The following is a 19,538-nucleotide window of genomic DNA, read 5'->3' on the forward strand; positions in this document are numbered from 1 at the left end:
CGTTGCCCCCGCGGGGTTGACGCCCTTGTCGGCTTGTGACCGTCCAGCGATCGACCACTTCCCGTTTCAGTCGATGTATTCCTCCATGAGGCGCGCGATGTGCAACAGCAGCGGCAAGCGGGTGGGGGTCGTGGTGTGCAGATGACAACGGCGAAGGTTATTCACATACGAAGCCAGGTCCGCCGCCTTGTCCGTGGGCTGCAGGAAGGACATGTGGATCTCCAGCGACGTGGGATTTGCGCCGTGCCGGGTGGCGTTCCTCTCGGCTCCGTTGTACTTCGACACGCCCTTGGGTAGTTGGTGGGTGTCGGGCCGGGGGTTGATTGCCAGGTATGTGTGTTCATTCCAGGGAACGACGCCGGAGTACCGACCCCATTCGTATGGCAGCGGGTTAGTTGCCGTCGGGTCATCGCCGTTCGCGGTCGGGCAGCCCTCCTCGGCCCCCTCGGGGAGGACGGCCCCCTGACCCTCTTCGGACCAACTGCTGGGGGCAGCCTCCTCGGACTGCGCTGTCTCGGTGATGTTGACCCCGAAGGCGAGCGGAATCTCGCCGACATCGTCGTTGAGCCGCACGATGCGCAGACCAGGCAGATCTGTCGGGGTGCGGGGTGCGCTGCGGATGGGGCTGGCGCAGTCGGTGCCGGGGAGCAACAGGGCGTCGGGGATGATGTGGTCGTTTTGCAGCCAGGGCCACACTTCCTTATTACGCAGGGTCTGCGTCCGGGCGAGGAAGAGCCTGTTCATGCTTGAGTCGAGGGCGAGAGCCTGGGTAAGGAAGTCGGCTAGCTGTGCACGGTCGCGCTGTCGGATCCGGCCGCGCCCAGCGGTCAGAGCGCGGGGGAGTTCACTCAGAGGCATGGGGTCTTCACGTGGATGGCCCGGGGTGGCGATCAGTTGTGCAGTGGTGTGGCCGTCAGTGTGCATGCGGAGCAGCATCGGCACGATGCCCCCTCTGGAGCGGGCGATGTGCACGGTGGACAGCTCGAAGGGGCCATCGATGCCCCTCGGCGCGGGCAGGCGGGGCAGATGACCCAGAGAGCGGAGGATGTCCTTTACGGAGGCAACTGCGCGCTCGATGTCGTCGCACCGTACCTTCGTGCCTTCAAAGGGCTTCGCGCCCTCCTGCTTCGCATCTGCTTGCGCGGTTCGGGTTACAGGATGCATGCACTGGACGTGGCGGTTGAGTGACGGCAGCACCTTCTTCAGCAGTGGTTTGGGATCGTCCTGGTGTGCTGCCGCGAAGGACACTGGCTTGCCGATTTCGATCAGGCAACCAGTCAATTGCTCAGCTGCTGGAAAAGCCTCCTTCAGCGCGGTCGTCCGCTCGTCCCGCTGGCGTCGGCGGAATGCGCTGCGCTCATCCGACTTACGCATGGTGGGATGTGGCAGGCCAGAGGTGAGGGTGCCCGGATTTCGGAGTCGCAGGTGGATCTCGCATTCGCCGCGGTAGCAGTGCACGTGGTCCGTGCCGTCGGTACGTACGGAGGTGCGCGTGTAGCCGAGCACACGGGTCAAGGCGAGGTGCACCGCGTCCTGCGTTCCCGGAGCAGCGTGCCACAGTTCCAGGTGGTACACGGCGTCAGGGCTTGCTGGGCTCAGGCGGGGCGCACGGCGCTGGGAGATCTTCTCGAGGCAGTCGAGTGGCTTGAACCCCCAGGCGGCCATCGGCTCACTCAACTGCTCGAATAGCAGCAGATGGTCGATGGGCTGCAGTCCGGTGTCAGCTGGATGGCCGTGTGCACGCGGTCGCCTCGCTTCAGCGTTGGTGTCCCGCACTTCGTCAGCCGAGGTGTCCTTGCCGCTGTGGTGCGAGGTCAGCGCGACGCCATCTCCTGGCTCCTCGGGCAGATAGGTATAGCCGGCGGCATGCCACAACAGCGCAACCGGATCGGACTGGTGCACCTCGGCGCGGTGCAGCCCGCTGTAGGTGCGAGGAGCGGTGCGCACCATGTTCGGGTCGGGATACAGGTGGCTGGTGGGCAGGGAAGGCAAGATGCGGGAGATGCCGGGCTGCCAGCGCCAGGTCATCTCGCCCATGCGTCCTGTCACGGTAACCGGGGCCCGCAACAGCAGCGGACGTTCAACATCGCGAAGGACACCATCCGGGATGTGCAAGAGCACAGTCGCGGTTGCCAGCTTGTCCGAACTGCGACGCGGAATGTAGGCGGGGGGTGTTCCGCCGAAGCGGGAGATATGCGGGATGACCCGTAGCAGCAGGCGATCGTCGTGCGGCATGGTCACCACCCGGAAGGTGGTCTGGTGCGTCCACAGGCCGTAGGCATCCTCGTCAGTCAGCTCCCGCGGCGGCCACAGGAAGACGGCGCGCTCTCCGCGGCCGCTTACCGGGCCGAGGACAGCGGACTCCTTTGCCTTCTGTCCTGGCAGAGTGAGTTTCTGATCTACCCAGCGCCCTGCGAGGTAGGACGCCAGCAGGTCGTATGCGTACCGGTGGGGGCTGACGGTGCCGTTGGGCCGCCGCCCGCGCCTCAGCAGGTTCACCTTCTGGCTGCTCCACTCCAGAGGCGTGGCAGCCTTGATCAGGGTGAACCAGTCCACGTCGTCCTGGTGGGGCGCAACCTGGGTGGTGATCCATGTCTCCAGCGCGAGTTGCAGTGGTAGATCATTGTGGGGCTGCTGCAGGGCGTGCAGCCACGGGCCCTCTTCCAGTCGGCTGTCGACGGCGACCACGCCGGGCTCCACGCACTCCACCAGTTCGCGCAGCGCATAGGTGGGCAGGAAGGGGGAGCGGGCGTCGGGATTGCTTTTCCACGCTCGCTGCAGCCTCGGAAGTAGCCCTTGGGGGAAGGGCGCGCTGTGTACCTCTACTGTCAGGTGGGCCTCCGGGGCGGCAGCGAAGCCGGGAGCGAGGATGTGCCCGTACCGGGGCGGCGGAAGCTTCTTCTTCCCGGTGTCCTTCTCTGTGTTGCCCACTGGCGGCTTATCCCCAATCCATGGTCTCGAACAAGTTCCCCAGCAGCCCCCATACCGCCGTGTGGATCTGGTGTTTCACACGCCTATCGGCATCGGCGTGGGGGCCAGGGTCGGTCAGCAGCTCGCGCATCAGCTGCCGGCCAGCGACAAGTACGCTGGTGCGCTCGGTGTCCAGAGCCCGCTCGCGGGGGTCGGCCGCGCGCGGCGCAAAGGCGGCGTCCAGCAGGTAGATGCGGACGGGTACGTTGCCGCGGATACCGCGTCCGCCTGTCTGGTAGAGCGAGCTGAGCAGGTCAGCGACGAACGCACGGCGCAGGTACTCGAGCGTCATGGTGCGGAACGTCATCGGGCGGCCCATCATCGTCGCCCAAGTCGTGCGTGCTCCGTGCACCAAGGCGCGCACTTCCCTGGCCGGGTTGGCCCCAGGCAGATCGCACCGGTAAGGATTCAGCAACTTCGTCATGGCCTGGGAGTTGAGCACCGCCAGGGGGAAGGACAGGTCGGATGCCGGAGGATGCAGACGGGCCAGGTAGAAGATGGGACAAACGGCCGCCACGCCCCGGTCGTTGAGCATGTTGTGGCCCCGCCCCACGGAGCCTTCCGGGGCGACGAGAACGTCGGCTCCCGTGGCTGGGAAGTCGCCGAGGCGTCGGTGCGAGAGTCCTTGCGGCCCAGGGGCCCGCTTATCGGGCACCACGTGCAGGGCACGCACGTCGGTGCGGGTGTTCATGTAGTGGGCACTGGTCTCAGCGTCTTGGGTGCTAAGCACGACGAAGAGTGCCTGTCGGCGATCCTCATCGACGCCTTGACGCACCTGCTCCAGCAACGACAGGGATGCGCCTGGATCCGGCGTGCATACCGCGTCGGTCATCACACGCACGGCTTCTTGCCGGGCTTCGCGGCCCCCTGCTCCGGAGACGTACACACCGCGTTCATGCCCCGGACGTCGCCGTGGCCGGAAGAGAAGTCGGCTTTCCCGCAGGGCCTGGGTGCACTTGGGCGGCTCCCTCAGGATCAACGAGGGAAGGATGTCGATGTGGTAGCGAGCAGAGTGAGGATTGCAGCTGGTCGCGGAGGACAGCAGGACGTTGGGGCCTTCGACGCCCTCGCAAGCCAGCATGTCGTGCAGGTGGTACAGCAGCCACCTTCCGACACCGCGCAGCCACACCACGTCCAACGATCCGCTGCTGTCCTTCTGGCTGGGCGTCCATTGCAGCGCCATCATGTTGCCCATGGGCAATTCCGGTACTAGCGCACGCAGTTCCGGGTGGGGCTGGTGGGCCAGGATGCTGCCGGTCTCCCCCAGCGGCATCAGTGCCTGCAATGCCTCTTGCATTGCCGACAGCTCGAAGAACGACGTCGTCACCCGCGTGCTCCAGCATCCGGCCAGCAGCAGCCGCGCCAGTTCCCCCTGCCGTTGCTCTAGGTGGGCCGGCATTTGCGGCGGCTTATATTTGTTCAGCCAGACCTCAGCCGCTTCCTGCGCGCTCTGCTCGGCGGTGTAGCCGGCGGTCATCGTGTCGATGAGTGGCGCCAGATGCTTCGGAGGAGCGTCGAATGGACTGAGCGTCAGCTCTGCGAAGTGTTCCTCGAAGTATTGTTCCGCCTTTTCCCACAGTGCGGAGTGTTCTTCGCGCTCGCTGCGCGATTCGATTCCATGGAGCACTCGCGCCAGCTGAGTCAGCAAGGTATGCCCGCTGAACGGCCCCTCCTCCACGATCTCGGCAAGCAGTTCGTTGCCCGCCGCCTTCGCGTCTGCTGAGTCCCCGGATGGCAGCATCAGCAGGGGCAACAAGCCTGCAAGCGCCTGGGAGTGATACGTGGAGTACTGCTGGTAGCGCTGGCCGTGCTTGTGCGCGATCGGCCGGTACCAGGTGCGGGCTAGCCCGTCGTGCCAGGCGACCGCGCTTCGGCTGCTCCACCCGTCCGGGTGGGTCAACGGCTCGTGGTGGAGGAACTTGGTGTCGAACTGGGACATGACCTGGTCGGCTTCGTCCACCACGAGGAAGTCCAGTTCGTGCTGGGCGGCAGTGATCCACCGAGCGGTGTACGTGGCAGGCTCAGCCCCACCTGCAAGCAGCGCTGCAGGCGTAGCCACCCACACCTGTGCGTCCGGAATCCCCCGCGAGGCGGTCTGGGCGGGGCATACCGACAGCAATGGGCAGTCGACCAGCTTCGCGTTCTTCTTCGCACCAGTCACATGCAGCGTGTCCCTGCACGGGCGCTCATCTCCAGCCAATGGCTCCGCCACCGGGCCGGAAGGATCCAGCAGTGTCTCCAACGGACACAGGTCGGTGGTGAACTCAGCTGCTGCGTCTGCCTCCGATGGAAGGTCTGCCACCTGGCCTTGGTTGGTGGCGTACAGAAGGTCGTCCCAGTACCGCGCCACGTGCTCGGCGCGGGTGGAGCGGCCGATCAATGGCACCGCGCGGATACCCAGCGCCTTGAAGAAGCGCACTTTGGCCAGCGCGTTCCCCACGGAGGACACGAGATAGCCCACCTTCAGGCCTCGGTCGACCGCGATCTTCACGAGGATGTCGTTGAAAGTGGTCTTTCCTGCGTTCATCAGACCCACAACGTGCGCAACGCCGTCGATGCTGAAGACTCCGAGCCCCTCTCTCAGCTGCCCGGCTTCGCGGTCGACTTGGGCGAAGACCATGTTCTCCAGGCGTCCGGAGAAGTCCTCCCGGCAGTAGCGCGGATCATCACGCAGCAAGAGGTCCATCTCCTTGGCCGCTTGCCGCGCATCGTCCTCGGTCACGTCCGGGAATGGCGCACGTGCACGCTGCGATCGTGGGTGGAGCCGAGCAGGTTCACGCAGCGTGTCGACCCAATCCGGCACGCGCAGTGTCGCAGTGCTGTTGTCACGGCGCCTGAACCACAGCGCTGCCCCCGGCGACGCAGGCTCACGTACGGTCCGCAGCTCGTACTCCACGGGATCGCGTAGCGCCGCACGGTAGGCATCCTCGCGCCCCGGAAGCAGGGCGCTGCCCCGCGGCAGGAAGACGCTTCCCGACACCACCCGCCGGCCCGAGGGGCTCTCCAGCTCGAACATCCGCAGGTGCGCCGGCAGCTTGCAGTATTCATTCAGCCGAATCCGCCACTGGCCACTACGTGCCGTCGGCCCCATCCGGCGACGCAGGTTCCGGACCAGAGGCTCCGTTTCCTCCCCGGCGATGAGGTACCCATCGAGCACCTTGCGCAGCACGGTGGCCGACTGGCCGGGCATGTGCCGCATCAGGAAGAACAGCCCCAGCTCCAAACGGAAGAACTCGCCCACTGCCAGGGGCTGCATCAGTGCATCAGCACCAGTGGCTTTGGCCTCAGCCACCAGGTGGTCACTCCACGCCGAGACTTCCCGCGCCATCAGCCGTGCTCCCGCGCCCGCGCACACACTGACTCGATGAACGACGCTTCGCTGACGACCTCCACACCCCGCACCCGGCCCTCCATCTCACGGACCAGATCGTCGACGTACCCAGGACGTTCGAACCGGTGCTGGGCAAGAACCAGAAACCGGCGCCGGGCATCAGCCCGCGGATCCCAACGAAAAGACCGGCCCAGCAGCGCCGCGCTGGCGTGATCCTTGACATCTGCTGCCCACCACTCGCCGGCCCCCATCCGCCCCGTGCCGTCGAAGTCGATAGCCGCGTCAACAGCGTCCATGCCCCACCACGCATGCAGCCGATTCCCCAGCACCGGCATCACCGCGTCAAGAATGCGCTGCTCGGAAAGACCTGGGTCGTGGAAGAAGCGTCGTACAGCCCGCCGCTGCACGTAGTACTCCGACATCGTCTCCAGCGTTCGCATAGCTGGCTGCCCGACACACCCGGGAGTTCCGCAAGGCGGCCGATAGCGGGCAAGAGGGTTGCCGCACCCACCACACACCTTCATCCTCACCGCGCCAGCAGACGGTCTGGATTGGTAGGCCTGCAGAAACCATTGCTTTACCCACGGCTGCCCATTGCTGTCCTTGGCCCGGAAACGGCGAATCAGTTCGTGCAACTGCAGGTCAGTGGCGAGCGGGTTGGCGATCAAGAAGCCGCGCAGATACACGTAGTTCTGCTGCACTTCTTCCTCTCGCGAGGCGTTCCGCTCAGCGGTCGTGATCAACAACTCGTAGCAGCGATTCTCCACGAGTTCCGCCTCGGGGTCCTTCGCCAGAACCAGGCGGGCTGCTTGATCAGCGAAGGCCGAGGGACGTCCGTCCTCGACGAGCAGCAGGTCAACGTCACTGGTGGTGATCTGCAGTGGGAGCGGCCATTCACCAAGCGGGAGACGGCACCAGCGAAAGACATCCAGGTGGCTGATCAGCTCACTCTGCCCTCGCTCCAGCGCTCTCCACCACAGTCGAGTCACGCCCGCGTTCCAGGCGGCCGGGAGGCCGAGAGGATCTGAAACCGGGGACGGCGTGCTCCACAAAGCACCTTGTTGGGTCAGCTGGATCCGTGCCAGCCCCGCGGCGAGCAGCTGGAGGGTCATGTAGTCGTCCGACAGGTCGGGCGACACCTTACTCAAGCGCGCCAGACGCGCGGACTCACCTGGCACTACATTTCGGCTGAGCATGCACCATACCCTCGACGAGAACTCTCAGTGAGGGAATATAGCGCAAAGTAACCACCCTCCCGTTTTGTGCGCGCTGAGCACGCCTTGAGACCGGTCGCTCGCAGAGCCCGCCGTACTGTCTTCTCCGGCCCGCTGGCAGATGCCAAGATCCAGGCGCCGCAAGTGGTTGTGGATCGCTCAGCTCAGGCAGGCCAGGACGCCTCCGGCTCCGACTGACGGTCGCTCCTGACCAACACCTTGTTCAGCTGACCGGCACCGAGCGCACCGCTGTCGTGCCGCCCTTCCTTGATCACGACATGCGTGCCGCCCGTCCGCTCTCCCAGATACTCAGGCAGAAACAACCTGCCGAATTCGAACCGAACGGTCCCCGCTCGGTCCAGCAAACTTCCGCCCCTGTGTCAGCCGTTTCGGAGGGAAGTGGAATAACCGGCTTCGTTCCTCGATTGTTCGTTCGCAGGAGTTGGCACAGATAGCGGGGGCGAACGAAGTGGGAGATCTGAAGGCGTTCCGGGTGGTCGACGGACAGGTCAGGGAGATCCCGGGCTCGTCCGTGGCTCTGGAGCGGCAGCTGCAGACGCTGATCGAGGCCAACATGGAGGCGATGCTCGGCATCCGATTCCTAGCCACCGAGTACGCGACAGGTCGGCATCGGGGCCGGATCGATTCGCTCGGGCTGGATGAGAACGGGACTCCGGTCATCGTGGAGTACAAGCGCTCCCGCGATCAGAACGTCATCAGTCAAGCGCTCTCATACCTGTCGTGGCTCCTTGATCATCAGCACGAGTTCGAGAGCCTCGTAAAGGAGAAGCTCGGCACCGAGCATGCAGAGACGATCGACTGGAGCAATCCCCGGCTCGTCTGCATCGCGGGGGACTTCACCGATCACGATCCAAAGGCCATCGAGGTGATCGGCCGCCGTATGGACTTGGTGAGCTACCGGGTCTTCGATGACGTGCTGACCCTGCAGCTCGTGGCTTCTGTCTCCGGCTCCTCGTCTCCGGCTCGGGGAAAGGCACCCAGCGAGTCGCGCGCCACGGGTACGGGCTCGCCGAAGTCGGTTCAGCAGTACCTGGATGAGTCGCCGCGGGATCTTCAGGAACTGTTCGCAGATCTCGACGAAGTGCTGCTGTCGCATGGCGATGTGCAGAAAGAGACGCAGTTGCACTACATCGCGTACCGGCGGATCAAGAACGTCGCCACGGTCCGCGTCCAACCGCGGAACCGGATGCTGGTGGTCAACTTGAAGTTGGACCCGGACATAGTGGAGTTGCACGAGGGTTTCTCCCGGGACGTCCGTGGGCTGGGGTGCCTGGGCATCCGAGACGGCGTCGAGCTGCGGATCAGATCACACGAGGATCTCGCGCGGGCCGGTGACCTCATCCGGCAAAGCGTCGATGCAGGCTGACTCGTCGGAAGACCAAGGGGGGGTGCGTCATGGGGGTCCGATGACGCACCCGCCCCCCTCTGCATTTCCGGGCCGGACTGCCGGCGCGCTTCGCTCTCACTCTTCGGGCCCTGCGAGTTCGAAGTCGTCCTGGGTCAGGACGCCTCGGAGGCGCTCCTCGGCGATGCCGGCGTAGTGCTCGGAGAGTTCGACGCCAACGAAGTTGCGCCCCTCCTTCAACGCGGCAACCCCGGTGGAGCCGGAGCCCGTGAACGGGTCGAGTACGGTGCCGCCGGGCGGGCAGACCTGGACGAGCTGCTGCATGACCTCGACGGGCTTCTGGGTGATGTGGACACGGTCCTTGCGGGGCTGGGAGGCGATGAAGTGGCCGGGCAGGTAGAGGTCCCGGGTCTTGTCGAGTGAGCCCTTGACGCCCCAGAGGATGAACTCGGAGTCCTGCTTCGGTCCGCCCTTGCGGGGGCGTGAGGCGGGCTTGATCCACGGGATGGTTCCGGACCAGGTCCAGCCGGCCATCTGGAGGGCATCCGAGGTAGTCGGTTCCTGCCTCCAGTCCGAAAAGACCATGACGACGGCGTGTTCGCGGCTCGCGCGGTAGGCCTCGGTGAGCAGTTCGGTGAGCCAGCTGCGGTAGGAGCGCTGGTCGCGGTTCTCGCCGGGGAAGTTGGCCAAGTCGTGCCGGGCGTCGCCGCTGGTGTACTTCGCCCGTGCGGTGCGGGCGGTGCGGTCGGAGCTCGTGCGCCCCCCCGGAGTTGTACGGCGGGTCGGTGATGACGCTGTCGACGCTCTCGTCCGGGAAGGACTTGAGGACGGTGAGCGCATCACCTCGGTGCAAGGTGTACGGCATTACGTGAATCTCTCTATCCAGAAGGCAGCACGCGCACGTATCCACAGAACAGGATATGCGCGCGCGTCGGGGGGGGGACTTGAGGCAGTTGCGTACGCAGCTACCTCGGGCGGGTACAGCACTGGAGGTTAAGCACTCTTTCCGGCCACACCCAATGAGGCGACAGTGGTCGCTCATTTCATGATCGCGGTTCATTTGGTACGGCCGGATTCCATCTCTACAGTCTCGCCATGTTCGCAGGACCGGGCCTGATCCCGGCCTGTTGAGCTGTGCTGATGCGTGATGTCCGATCCAGGACAACACGTCCAGCACCGCTGGCATGGCTCATGTGGAGAAGAGGGAATCCGCTTGTGGCGACTCAGATTACGAGCGCGGCTGGCTGCCGCATTTCGATAAGGAACTGGCGCTTGTGAGTTGGCAGCTCCGTAAGCGCGGTCCCTCCCCTCAGGGATTACGGATGTTTAGCCGGCGTGGTGCCGGTGGCCTTTTTGACGAGAACGCCGGCACCACGCTGCCTACGAGTAAGGAGCTGCTTATGCAGCATGCCCAGGCACGCCCATCTCCCGCACCGGTCTCCCGGATACGCCGTACGGCGGTCGGGGCGTGGCAATGAAGAAGGTCGCCGTCATAGCCGGAGCTGTGGCGCTCAGCCCGCTGCTGTTGATCCCGCCCGTTGCCATCGCGGTGACGGGTGCGAGCAATGCGCAGGCGGCCTGCGCCGATGGCGATGCGCAGACTGTGGACACCGCGGCGGTCGCCAAGCAGGTGGAATCGATCCTCAAGGGCGACGGCAATGGGGCGGTGTCCGTTCCAGGCCTGGACGACCCCAAGGAACAGATCTCGAACGCCAAGACGATCCAGGCCACCGGCTTCGCGATGAAGGTACCGGCGCGCGGACAGATCGTCGCGCTGGCGACAGCTCTACAGGAGTCGGGACTACGGAACTTGGACTACGGCGACCTGGATTCCCTCGGTCTGTTCCAGCAACGACCCAGCCAGGGATGGGGCACCGCCGCGCAGGTCCGAGATCCGGTGCACGCCTCGACGAAGTTCTACGAGGGGTTGCTCAAGGTCTCGGGCTGGGAGTCGATGACCGTCGCCCAGGCGGCGCAGGCGGTCCAAGCGAGCGGGTTCCCAGATGCCTATGCCAAGTGGGAACCGCTGGCCGCGGCGCTCCAGAAGGCTATCGCCAAGGACCTCCCCAAAGAGGGTGGGTCCGGCAAGGACACCAAGCAGGAGGCTCCGGTCGGCGGGTGCGGCACCGGAGGCAACGGGAGCGAATTCAGCCCGATCCCTGCCGGGTCCGTCCCCAAGGGTTACAAGATTCCGGCCGATGCCCCCAAGGCGGTCCGGAAGGCGATCCGTTGGGGCTTGGGTCAGCTTGGCACGCCCTATCAGTGGGGCGGGCACTGCACGCATCCGCGCGGTCAGGACCCGATGGACCGGTGCGACTGCTCGTCCCTGATGCAGGCGTCCTACAAGGCGGGCGGCATCTCCATCTCCCGGACCACATACACCCAGGTCAAAGAAGGAGAGGCCGTCAGCGTCGACGCCCTCAAGCCGGGTGATCTGCTCTTCACCCGCGGTACGGCCGCTGTGCCGGAACACGTCGGAATGTTCATTGGCGAAGGGCTGATCTTGCAGGCGCCCAAGACTGGCGATGTGGTCAAGATTTCGACCCTCGCTGAATGGCGGCCGGACATCCTCGCCGCCCGCCGAGTCGTCTGACCGGCCCCTCCCCCTTCCCCTCGCTCCGCCTCTTCCACGGGCCTTCGCGCCCATGGGCTTCTGCGCGCCCAAAAAGCACTGGAGTTTGAAATTGAAGCTCATCCAGCACGTCCAATACCTCGCCTACAACCCGGGCGTGACGCCGAAAAGCGGCGGCCTGCCCGGCATCAACGTCCTCAAGAACGTGATGGGCAGCATCAACCTGTTCGGCATCATTGCCGCGGTTGGGGCCCTGGTCATCTCCGCAGTCGTCTGGGCCTGGGGCCACCACAGCGGTGGCCACCAGGCGGAGGCAAACGGTAAGAAGGGCACGGTCGTTGCAGCTGGCTGCGCGCTGCTGCTCGGCGCCGCGAACGGCATCGTCGCGTTCTTCAGCGCCATGGGGACGCAGGTCCACTGATGCGGAAAGAACGCTTCTCCGATGTGGACGGAGGCAGCCGTACCGGCTCGCCACTTCGCCGAGTTCTGATCGGTGCCATTCTCCTCGCCATACTCACGGCGATCGCTGGCCTGCTCGCGTTTCTGACGCGTCAAGAGAGCACGGCCGCGGCCAAGGGCTCTGCATCCGCGGCGCCCAGCCCGGCATCGCCATCCCCGCAGGCGCCTTCCGACGGGGGCGAGTCGGTTGCGCCGCCGAGCACGAGCGATCCGATCACGTTCGCCAAGGCGGCCACGAAGGCACTGTGGACGTATGACACTCGCTCCTCCTCGCAGGAAAAGCACCTCGCGGACCTCAAGCGGTGGATGACGGACGAGAAGAAGTACGCCGACTGGAAGTCGATCACTGGCCAGGTGCCCAGTGCGGTGCTGTGGGCGCGGATGCGGGACAACCACCAGCACGCGAGCGCCACCGTCGGCGAAGGCCACTTCCCCCAGGCGTTCAAGTCGGCTCTGGCTGCTGACCCGGGCGCGATCACCGACGCCTATATCTACGCCGTCACGGTCACCGGCAAGCAGTCCATTGCCTGGAAGGGCTCCGGAGCCGGAGCCGAGGCGCGCTCCACCACGCTCGCCGTCCAGTGCCGGCCGCACCAGCACTGCGCCCTGGCCGGAGTCCTGCCGAGCGTCGCCCCGTGATCGCCCCGCGAAAGGAGATGCACTGATGGGAGCCTGCGACCTTCCCCTGATGAACTCGGTCTGCGACGCCGTCGGCGGCGTCCTCAGCTCCACCGGCGAGGCAGTCACCGACGGCATCGGTGCCTGGATCGCCAAGTCGATGGGCGAGGTGGCACAGTCCGCGGCCGACCTCGCATCCAAAGCAGTCGACCAGACCACTGCCATCGACCTGAACGCCGAGTGGTTCCGCAACAACTACGAGCTGCTCCTGCCGATCGGTTTGATCCTGACCGTCGGCACGTTCTGCCTGCAGCTGACCCGCGCCGCCTGGCGCAGGGACGAACGCGCCCTTGTCCAGGCCGCGTTCGGCACCATGGTCGGCGTCTTCTTCGCCTTCGCCGCCATCTCCTGCACCACCGTGGCCATCACCGTCGTCGACGCTCTCAGTGCCGGTCTGTTCAAGGCCGCCAACAGTTCCGTCGACGACGCGGTCCGCCGCATGATCAAGGTCAACGAGCTGGGGGCGATGTACGGCCTGGGCTGGGGCGTCCCCTCGATCATCGCCCTCGGCTGCGCGGTCGGAGCCTTCCTCTACTGGGCGGTGATGGTTGCCCGCAAGGTTGGCATCCTGGTCCTGGTCACGCTGGCCGTCTTCGCCGGTGCCGGCGGCGGCTGGGAGGTTGCCAAGCGCTGGCGGCGCGGCTGGATCGAGGCAACGAGCACGTTGGTCGTCAGCAAGCTTCTGATGACGATCGTGTTCTTGCTGGGCGTCTCGGCCATGGGCAAGAGCAATGCGCACGACGGCCTCAGTGCCCTGTCGGACGCGATCGCGGGCATCGTCGTGATGATCCTGGTGATGCTCTGCCCGTACGCCACGTACAAGTTCGTGCACTGGGCAGCCGACGGCGGCGGCCACGACGACCTGCACCGCACCGGCATCGCCGGCGTGACGGTGGCCGCTGGCGCGGCCAAGACCGCGGCCCAGCTCGCGATGCAGGCGGGTACCGGAACGCCTGCTCCGCAGGGGCCGGCGAAGGTGCCGGGCCAGGGCTCGGACGGCGTCGCCTCCGGGATCGACCCGGCCGGCGGCAGCAGTCAGTCGAAACCGACCCGCTTCCGGTTCGGCGAGGATCCGAACGCCGCAGGCGACAAGGGAAAGGCGCTCATCCGCCGGCCTCCCACCGACGGCGACGGCGGCCAGCCCCTGATTCAGCGTCCCAGCCAGGCTGGTGGACCGGACACGGCCGAGCTGGCACCTGTCTCCCCCGGACCGCAGCCACAGGGCGCGTCAGCGGTATCGCCGCAGGTCACGCAGATGTTTCCGCCGGCACCGCGGCGGAGTGGGCCGCCCCCAGCCAGTGGGCCCTCCCCGCAAGGCGGCACTACGCCGCAGCGGTGGGTCTACCCCGAGCCGCCGAGTGGATCGGACTCGTAGCCCTCGCCTGACGGGGGCGGTCCAGCTCACATTCGGCCGGCCCGCCCCCGTCCCCCTCTTTCCTCGTTCTCTCCACGCTGCAAGGACCGCTTCGCCATGCTCTCCGACCCCCCTCAGGCCGACGGCCCGCCCACCGTGAAGTTCCCGCACCGCTCCCGCCGCGGCGTGCTGCTCGGCCTCTCCGTTCCCCAGCTGACCGTTGGCACGCTCACCGGCCTGCTCCTGCTCGCGGTGCTCGTGACCTCCGGTGTGGCCGGCGCGCTCAAGCTCATACCCCTGTGGGCCGTGATCCTGCCGGCCGTCTTCGTGCGCCATCGCGGACGCTCTCTCGCCGACTGGGCTCCCATCACGATCCGTTACGCGCTGCGGCGTCTCCGGAGCCAGCTCATCTGGCTCGTCCGTCCTTCTCGCCGCCCGCGGCGCGAGGGCCTGTTGCACCTGCCCGGCACTGCCGCCTCCCTGCGGGTGGTCACCTCCCCGAACGGCCGGTTCGGCGCGGTGCACGATCCGCACCACGGCACCTTGACCGCCGTCGTAAAGGTCTCATCCCGCGCCTTCGCCCTGCTCGATCCGGCCACCCAAGCCAGCAACGTCGCAGGCTGGGGGCGCACTCTCGCCGCCCTGTCTCGCACCGGGCACATCGCCCGCGTCCAGGTCCTGGAGCGCACCGTGCCCGACTCGGGTGATGCGCTCAACCGTTACTGGCACGAGCACGGCAACGCTGACACCCACCTGGCTGGGCCCATCTACAGCGACCTGCTGGCCGCCGCCGGTCCCGCCGCAGCTCCGCACGAGGCGTATGTCGCGCTCGGTCTCGATCTCAAGGCCACCCGGCGCCTGATCAACCAGGCCGGAGGCGGCCTCATGGGCGGCTGCGCCGTCCTGAGCCAGCTCACCTCGACCTTCGAGCAAGCCGCCCGTAACTCCGGTCTCACACCCGCCGGCTGGCTGGCCGCCGACGAGGTCGCCGCCGTCATCCGCACCGCGTACGACCCCAAGGCGTCCGCGTCGCTGGATCAGTGGTCCGACTCCGGCCGCCCCCAGGCCGATCCCGCGGCTGCCGGCCCGGTCGTCCTGGTCGAGAAGGCCGACCGCATCCAGACCGACTCAGCCCACCACGCCACGTTCTGGATCGAGAACTGGCCGCGCATCGAGACCTCCCCAGGCTTCCTCCACCAACTGCTGTTCACCTCCGGTGTCCGCCGCACCCTGTCCCTTACCTACGCGCCGAAGGGACTGGATGCAGCGCTCAAGGACGTGCAGCGCAAGAAGGCCACGGTGATCGCGGACGCCGCCGAGCGGCAGCGTAAGGGCCAGGTCGACTCAGAAGAGGACTCGGTCGAGTACGCCGACATCAAGAACCGCGAGCGCCAGCTCATCGCCGGCCACGCCGATGTCGCCCTGACCGGCCTGCTCACCGTCAGCGCCGAAACCGACGAGCAACTCAACGCCGCCTGCGCCGCCATCGAAACCGCCGCCGTATCCGCCCTCATCGACCTGCGCCTCCTCACCTGGCAGCAGGCCGAAGCCTTCACCAATGCCGCCCTCCCGCTGGCCCGCCCGTAGCGCACCCAGCTCCACCGAACGCGCTCTACCGAAGGGCCCCTCTCATGCCGACCGCTCCCCTGCCCGATCTGGCTGCGGACTTCGTCCCCTCCGCCACCGCCGCCCTCGACTTCCACCGGGCGATCAACCTCCCTGCCGGACCCGTGGCCGCAAACCGCACCGAGCTGGACTCTCTCCACACGCACGTCATCGCTCTGTACGGGCTGCTCGATGCCCATACGGCCCGGACCGGCCCGGTGGCAGAGGCCGAGAGCGATCACTTGCGAGCGTGCCGGATCCGGCTGTGGCAGGCCGCCGAGCACCTCCACGCCGCCTATCACGCAGCCCCTCACCCGAGCACTGGCCGCCTCCCCAGTCGGAAGGCGTGCCGCGCCCGGCTCCCCGAAGGGACTCCCGAACTCACCATTTGCCGACGCCACCTGGGCACTGCCGCACAGGTCCGCCGTAATCACACTCCGGCCGATCTGCGTGACCCGTTCACCGGCCTGATCCGCCACTGACCGCCAGGAGCACCATCCCTAATGCCCACACGCAATCGCACCCGCGCCAGCGCCAGCCCGCTGTTCGTCCCCCGCAAGACCGACCGCCGCACTGCCCGCGCGGCCCGGGACCAGTTCGCCGCCGCCCGTGACCAGGCTCGCCACGCCGCCCGCCCCCAAGCCCGCCGTGCCGAATCTGGCGTCGCCCCCGAGCTGCGGGCCACCTACCCGGTCGCTGGCCGGCCCGGCCCGTTCTCCGCCCGCGGCGGCCGTCTCAAACTCCCCTCCCACCGCATGACGACTGCCACCGCCAGCGGTGCGTATCCCTTTCTCGCCGAGGGCGGCCTGGGCGCGCAGGGCATTTACATCGGCCGTGACGTCCATGCGGAGGCGGCGTTCACGTACGACCCGTTCGCGCTGTACGGGCGCCTCGACGGGTTCACGAATCCGAACATCCTGCTCGCCGGAATCATTGGCATGGGCAAGTCCGCCCTGGCCAAGTCCCTCGCCGTGCGGGCCGTGGCCTTCGGCTACCGGATATATGTACCGTGCGACCCGAAGGGCGAGTGGACCGTCGTCGCCCAGGAACTGGGCGGCCAGACCATCGCCCTCGGCCCCGGCCTCCCAGGGCGGTTGAACCCTCTGGACGCGCCCGCCAGGCCGCACGGCGCCAGCGAGGAGGACTGGGCCAATGAGGTCCGCAAGCGGCGTCTGCTCCTCCTCGGCTCACTCGCGAAGACGGTCCTGCGGCGGGACCTGCATCCGATGGAACACACCGCACTCGACGTGGCGCTCGACCAGACCGTCGCCCACGCTGCAGCACGCGGCACGCCCCCGCTACTGGGCGACGTCGCGCACGTACTCGGTTCCCCCGAGCGGCTCGACTCCGCACTCGGCGAGCCGTCCGGCCGCCTCGGGCACGCCGCCGAAGACCTGGCCCACGCGCTGCGCAGGCTCGTGCACGGCGACCTGGCGGGGATGTTCGATGCACCCAGCACCGTCGCATTCGACCCGAGTACGCCGATGCTCTCTATCGACCTTTCCCGTCTCGGTGGTGCCGGCGACGACACCGCACTCGTCCTGGCGATGACCTGCGCTTCGGCCTGGATGGAGTCCGCGCTCGCCGACCCCACGGGCGGACGGCGCTGGGTGATCTACGACGAGGCATGGCGCGTCATGCGGCACGTCGCCCTCCTGGAACGGATGCAGAGCCAGTGGAAGCTCTCACGCGGCCTCGGCATCGCCAACCTCATGGTCATCCACCGCCTCAGCGACCTGCTGACCGCAGGCGATGCCGGCTCCCGGGGCCGAGCACTGGCCGAAGGCCTGCTCACCGACTGCTCCACCCGGATCATCTACCGCCAGGAGGCCGACCAGCTCGGCTCCGCCGCGGCCCTGCTGGGACTGACCGGCGTCGAGACCCGGGCTGTCTCCGCCCTCACCAAAGGGCGCGGACTGTGGAAGGTCGCAGGCAGGTCGTTCATCACGCAACACCTCCTCCATCCGCGGGAACTCGAACTGTTCGACACCGACGCCCGTATGCACGCCTGAGCGCCGCCCCTGACCGACCGCATAACTCGGAGGAAGCCGAAGCCACACTTCGGCTCCCCGGTCTCCCTTCCTACTCAGCCGCACAAGCCCTACGGCGCGGCCCCGAGAGGCAGTGCCGGGCGGCACAGGCTCCGATGCCGCCCGTCGGCCAGCTCGGTACGGCCCCGCCTGCCCCTCTCGCGCTAGCGCAGATTGCCAGCCCCACCAAATCCGTCTTCGGACCACATCCTCGTCCTCCGCCGGCCCCGATCTCTGCGAGGTGCATCTCTCGTGGCGGCATCACGTCCGCACATCACCGTCAGCCACCACGACGAGTACGGCGTCGTGGCAGCGGTTTCGCACAACCACCACGCCGCCGACCACACGCTCCGGTTGGTGGGCTTCCAGCGACTGCCCGACAGCCACCTGTACGCCCTCAGCGAGCCCAACCGCGACCCGACCCGACGGGGCCAGCAGGCGGTCCAGTCTCTGCGGGCCGCGCAGTACAGCGTCGCATCCGACGCCGCGTACGACCTCAGGCCTTACGCCCGGATCACCGCCGGTCGAGGCCTCCTCGATCGGCTGGAAAACAGGCCTGCCCCAGAGGTCTCCAGCGTCGAGCAGGCGGCACTCGCATCCGCCCGTGCCGTCGACGCCTCCTCCGAGATACGCGGGAACGGCCCTGCCGATCTGACCCCGTCGGCTCAGCAGGCCCGGGCCCGGGCGGCCACCGCCGTCTCCCCAGCCCGCGCAGGCGTCTATGCACCGCTGCAGCCCGCAGCCGAAGTCGCGTACGGCCTGACTTCCCCCGGCCAGCAGCCGGTCCACGCCCGCTAAACCGCCCACGCCGAAGGGAGCCTTCGCGATGACTCTGCAACACGAGCCCGACGTCGCCTTCGGAGTTCACCCCGACCTCGGGGTGGCCGCGGCCGTCGCGGTCGACCGCCCTTCCCTGGATGAGACCCTGCGCAAGTACCACTTCCGCTACAGCCAGGGCCTGGACATCTATCTCCTGCCGGACGACACCCCGCACGACACAGCGGTCCGTACGGTGGCCCGCGCCACCCGGGAGTTCCAGGACGCCGGCCTCTCCGTCGCCGCTGATCCGCGCATCATGCTGCCTCCGCCCGTCCCCACAGCGGACGATGTCCCCGCCCGGGAGCCAGCCCGCGGCGAGTCGTTGACCGCCCTGACCAGTCAGCTGCACGGGCTCCGGCACTCGGCAGACGTTGCCGAGGTTCTGGAGGAGATCCTCGACCAGCACCAAGGCGCCGTCGGCGACCTGGAGGACTTCATCGACACCGCTGCCGCGTGGTGCGAACGGCTCGAGACGCCCAACGGCCGCGAGCTAAGCCTGCGCCTGCGCACGATCGCGCACCATGTGGCCTTCCTCGGCGACCAGCTCGTCGATGCCCAACTCGACCTGGCCGTCATGACGGATGTGACGCCGGAGGAAGCCCCACCTCTGGCCGATATGCCGCTCCCAGAGCGGCACGAGTTCCTTCCCGTCACGCACACCGCCCGTTCTCGCGCGGCCGTGTCGTCCTCTCCGCACTCCCCCGTCGACGTCTCCCCGGCGGCGCGAGCATCGGCCCAGCCCCAGGCGGCGGCACCCCCTTCACGCCGTACACGCTGACCGACCATTCCCCTCGCCGAAGGAGTCCGGCTCATGGCCGTCAAGAAGCTCTGGACCATCGACCGCGCCTGCGGGCACACCACCACCGGGCAGACCTCTCCAACCGCCCGGCCGACCGGCGTGCCGGTTACCCCGCTGGCCGGCCGGACGCGACTGCATCGACTGCTGGCGGACCGCCCGTGACGAGGACGCCGAGTCGAAGGCCGAGTGGGTGGCGAAGAAGCGGGGGCCGCCTTGCCATGACTCTCCACGATCCCAATGGCCGATGACCAAAAGCCCGGCTAGCAGCAACTTCTGCCGGAGGCTTTCCTAGGGCCTACGGTGAAGCGGAGGGCATGTTCCATGGGCACGCCGGACGGAGT

At 67.2% G+C, this 19,538-nt stretch carries 15 protein-coding genes and 1 pseudogene; 11 read left to right on the forward strand and 5 right to left on the reverse strand.

The features are described from left to right. Positions 1 to 66: 66 nt before the first annotated feature. From K7C20_RS07645 to K7C20_RS07660, 4 genes are all read right to left on the reverse strand, one after another. On the reverse strand, positions 67 to 2,931 hold the full coding sequence (locus K7C20_RS07645) for an RNaseH domain-containing protein (RefSeq protein WP_030078814.1): 2,865 nt from the start codon (positions 2,929 to 2,931) through the stop codon (positions 67 to 69). A gap of 7 nt (positions 2,932 to 2,938) precedes the next feature. Continuing rightward, a complete protein-coding gene (locus K7C20_RS07650) occupies positions 2,939 to 6,298 on the reverse strand; it encodes a pPIWI_RE_Z domain-containing protein (protein WP_150127145.1) in 3,360 nt (1,119 codons plus the stop codon). Next, positions 6,298 to 7,497: a restriction endonuclease-related protein gene (locus K7C20_RS07655; protein ID WP_150127146.1), complete on the reverse strand. Its 1,200-nt coding sequence runs from the start codon at positions 7,495 to 7,497 to the stop codon at positions 6,298 to 6,300. Before K7C20_RS07655 ends, K7C20_RS07650 begins: the two co-directional genes overlap by 1 nt. A gap of 182 nt (positions 7,498 to 7,679) precedes the next feature. After that, a complete protein-coding gene (locus K7C20_RS07660; protein WP_160328684.1) occupies positions 7,680 to 7,838 on the reverse strand; it encodes a hypothetical protein in 159 nt (52 codons plus the stop codon). 119 nt (positions 7,839 to 7,957) lie between these two features. On the opposite strand from K7C20_RS07660, the gene K7C20_RS07665 reads away from it, so the two are divergent. After that, entirely contained in the window at positions 7,958 to 8,902 is a 945-nt protein-coding gene (locus tag K7C20_RS07665; protein ID WP_245170921.1) for a DUF5655 domain-containing protein, read from the forward strand. 96 nt (positions 8,903 to 8,998) lie between these two features. On the opposite strand, the pseudogene K7C20_RS07670 reads toward K7C20_RS07665, so the two are convergent. Further along, a pseudogene (locus K7C20_RS07670) lies at positions 8,999 to 9,746 on the reverse strand (DNA-methyltransferase). Between the two features lie 609 nt (positions 9,747 to 10,355). On the opposite strand from K7C20_RS07670, the gene K7C20_RS07675 reads away from it, so the two are divergent. The 10 genes from K7C20_RS07675 (at position 10,356) to K7C20_RS07720 (ending at position 19,359) form a co-directional block, all read left to right on the forward strand. Continuing rightward, entirely contained in the window at positions 10,356 to 11,474 is a 1,119-nt protein-coding gene (locus K7C20_RS07675; protein WP_053208359.1) for a C40 family peptidase, read from the forward strand. 52 nt (positions 11,475 to 11,526) lie between these two features. Then, positions 11,527 to 11,874, forward strand: a complete 348-nt coding sequence (locus tag K7C20_RS07680; protein ID WP_222892572.1) for a DUF6112 family protein — start codon at positions 11,527 to 11,529, stop codon at positions 11,872 to 11,874. Then, positions 11,874 to 12,551, forward strand: coding sequence for a hypothetical protein (locus K7C20_RS07685; RefSeq protein ID WP_053208360.1), 678 nt, complete (start codon positions 11,874 to 11,876; stop codon positions 12,549 to 12,551). The genes K7C20_RS07680 and K7C20_RS07685 overlap by 1 nt, the downstream gene beginning before the upstream one ends. Before the next feature lie 25 nt (positions 12,552 to 12,576). Beyond that, positions 12,577 to 13,965 (forward strand): SCO6881 family protein, encoded by a 1,389-nt coding sequence (locus K7C20_RS07690; protein ID WP_030078806.1) that lies wholly within the window; start codon positions 12,577 to 12,579, stop codon positions 13,963 to 13,965. Between the two features lie 96 nt (positions 13,966 to 14,061). Continuing rightward, a complete protein-coding gene (locus K7C20_RS07695) occupies positions 14,062 to 15,531 on the forward strand; it encodes an SCO6880 family protein (RefSeq protein ID WP_030078805.1) in 1,470 nt (489 codons plus the stop codon). A 44-nt stretch (positions 15,532 to 15,575) separates the two neighbouring features. Beyond that, entirely contained in the window at positions 15,576 to 16,031 is a 456-nt protein-coding gene (locus K7C20_RS07700) for a DUF6238 family protein (protein ID WP_030078804.1), read from the forward strand. A 21-nt stretch (positions 16,032 to 16,052) separates the two neighbouring features. Continuing rightward, a complete protein-coding gene (locus K7C20_RS07705) occupies positions 16,053 to 17,561 on the forward strand; it encodes an ATP-binding protein (protein ID WP_053208361.1) in 1,509 nt (502 codons plus the stop codon). 270 nt (positions 17,562 to 17,831) lie between these two features. Next, positions 17,832 to 18,377, forward strand: coding sequence for a hypothetical protein (locus K7C20_RS07710; protein WP_053208362.1), 546 nt, complete (start codon positions 17,832 to 17,834; stop codon positions 18,375 to 18,377). A gap of 28 nt (positions 18,378 to 18,405) precedes the next feature. Then, positions 18,406 to 19,176 carry a hypothetical protein gene (locus K7C20_RS07715; RefSeq protein ID WP_030078800.1) on the forward strand — a complete coding sequence of 257 codons (771 nt, stop codon included), beginning with the start codon at positions 18,406 to 18,408 and terminating at the stop codon, positions 19,174 to 19,176. A gap of 33 nt (positions 19,177 to 19,209) precedes the next feature. After that, a complete protein-coding gene (locus K7C20_RS07720; RefSeq protein WP_160328685.1) occupies positions 19,210 to 19,359 on the forward strand; it encodes a hypothetical protein in 150 nt (49 codons plus the stop codon). Positions 19,360 to 19,538: the final 179 nt, after the last annotated feature.

Source organism: Streptomyces decoyicus, from assembly GCF_019880305.1.
GTDB lineage: Bacteria > Actinomycetota > Actinomycetes > Streptomycetales > Streptomycetaceae > Streptomyces > Streptomyces decoyicus.

Bases quoted from the DNA above. Each gene is read 5' to 3' on its own strand.
- K7C20_RS07650 (WP_150127145.1), bottom strand. From the start codon at position 6,298: ATGGCGCGGGAAGTCTCGGCGTGGAGTGACCACCTGGTGGCTGAGGCC.
- K7C20_RS07655 (WP_150127146.1), bottom strand. From the start codon at position 7,497: ATGCTCAGCCGAAATGTAGTGCCAGGTGAGTCCGCGCGTCTGGCGCGC.
- K7C20_RS07675 (WP_053208359.1), top strand. From the start codon at position 10,356: ATGAAGAAGGTCGCCGTCATAGCCGGAGCTGTGGCGCTCAGCCCGCTG.
- K7C20_RS07680 (WP_222892572.1), top strand. From the start codon at position 11,527: ATGGGCTTCTGCGCGCCCAAAAAGCACTGGAGTTTGAAATTGAAGCTC.
- K7C20_RS07685 (WP_053208360.1), top strand. From the start codon at position 11,874: ATGCGGAAAGAACGCTTCTCCGATGTGGACGGAGGCAGCCGTACCGGC.
- K7C20_RS07690 (WP_030078806.1), top strand. From the start codon at position 12,577: ATGGGAGCCTGCGACCTTCCCCTGATGAACTCGGTCTGCGACGCCGTC.
- K7C20_RS07695 (WP_030078805.1), top strand. From the start codon at position 14,062: ATGCTCTCCGACCCCCCTCAGGCCGACGGCCCGCCCACCGTGAAGTTC.
- K7C20_RS07700 (WP_030078804.1), top strand. From the start codon at position 15,576: ATGCCGACCGCTCCCCTGCCCGATCTGGCTGCGGACTTCGTCCCCTCC.
- K7C20_RS07705 (WP_053208361.1), top strand. From the start codon at position 16,053: ATGCCCACACGCAATCGCACCCGCGCCAGCGCCAGCCCGCTGTTCGTC.
- K7C20_RS07715 (WP_030078800.1), top strand. From the start codon at position 18,406: ATGACTCTGCAACACGAGCCCGACGTCGCCTTCGGAGTTCACCCCGAC.
- K7C20_RS07720 (WP_160328685.1), top strand. From the start codon at position 19,210: ATGGCCGTCAAGAAGCTCTGGACCATCGACCGCGCCTGCGGGCACACC.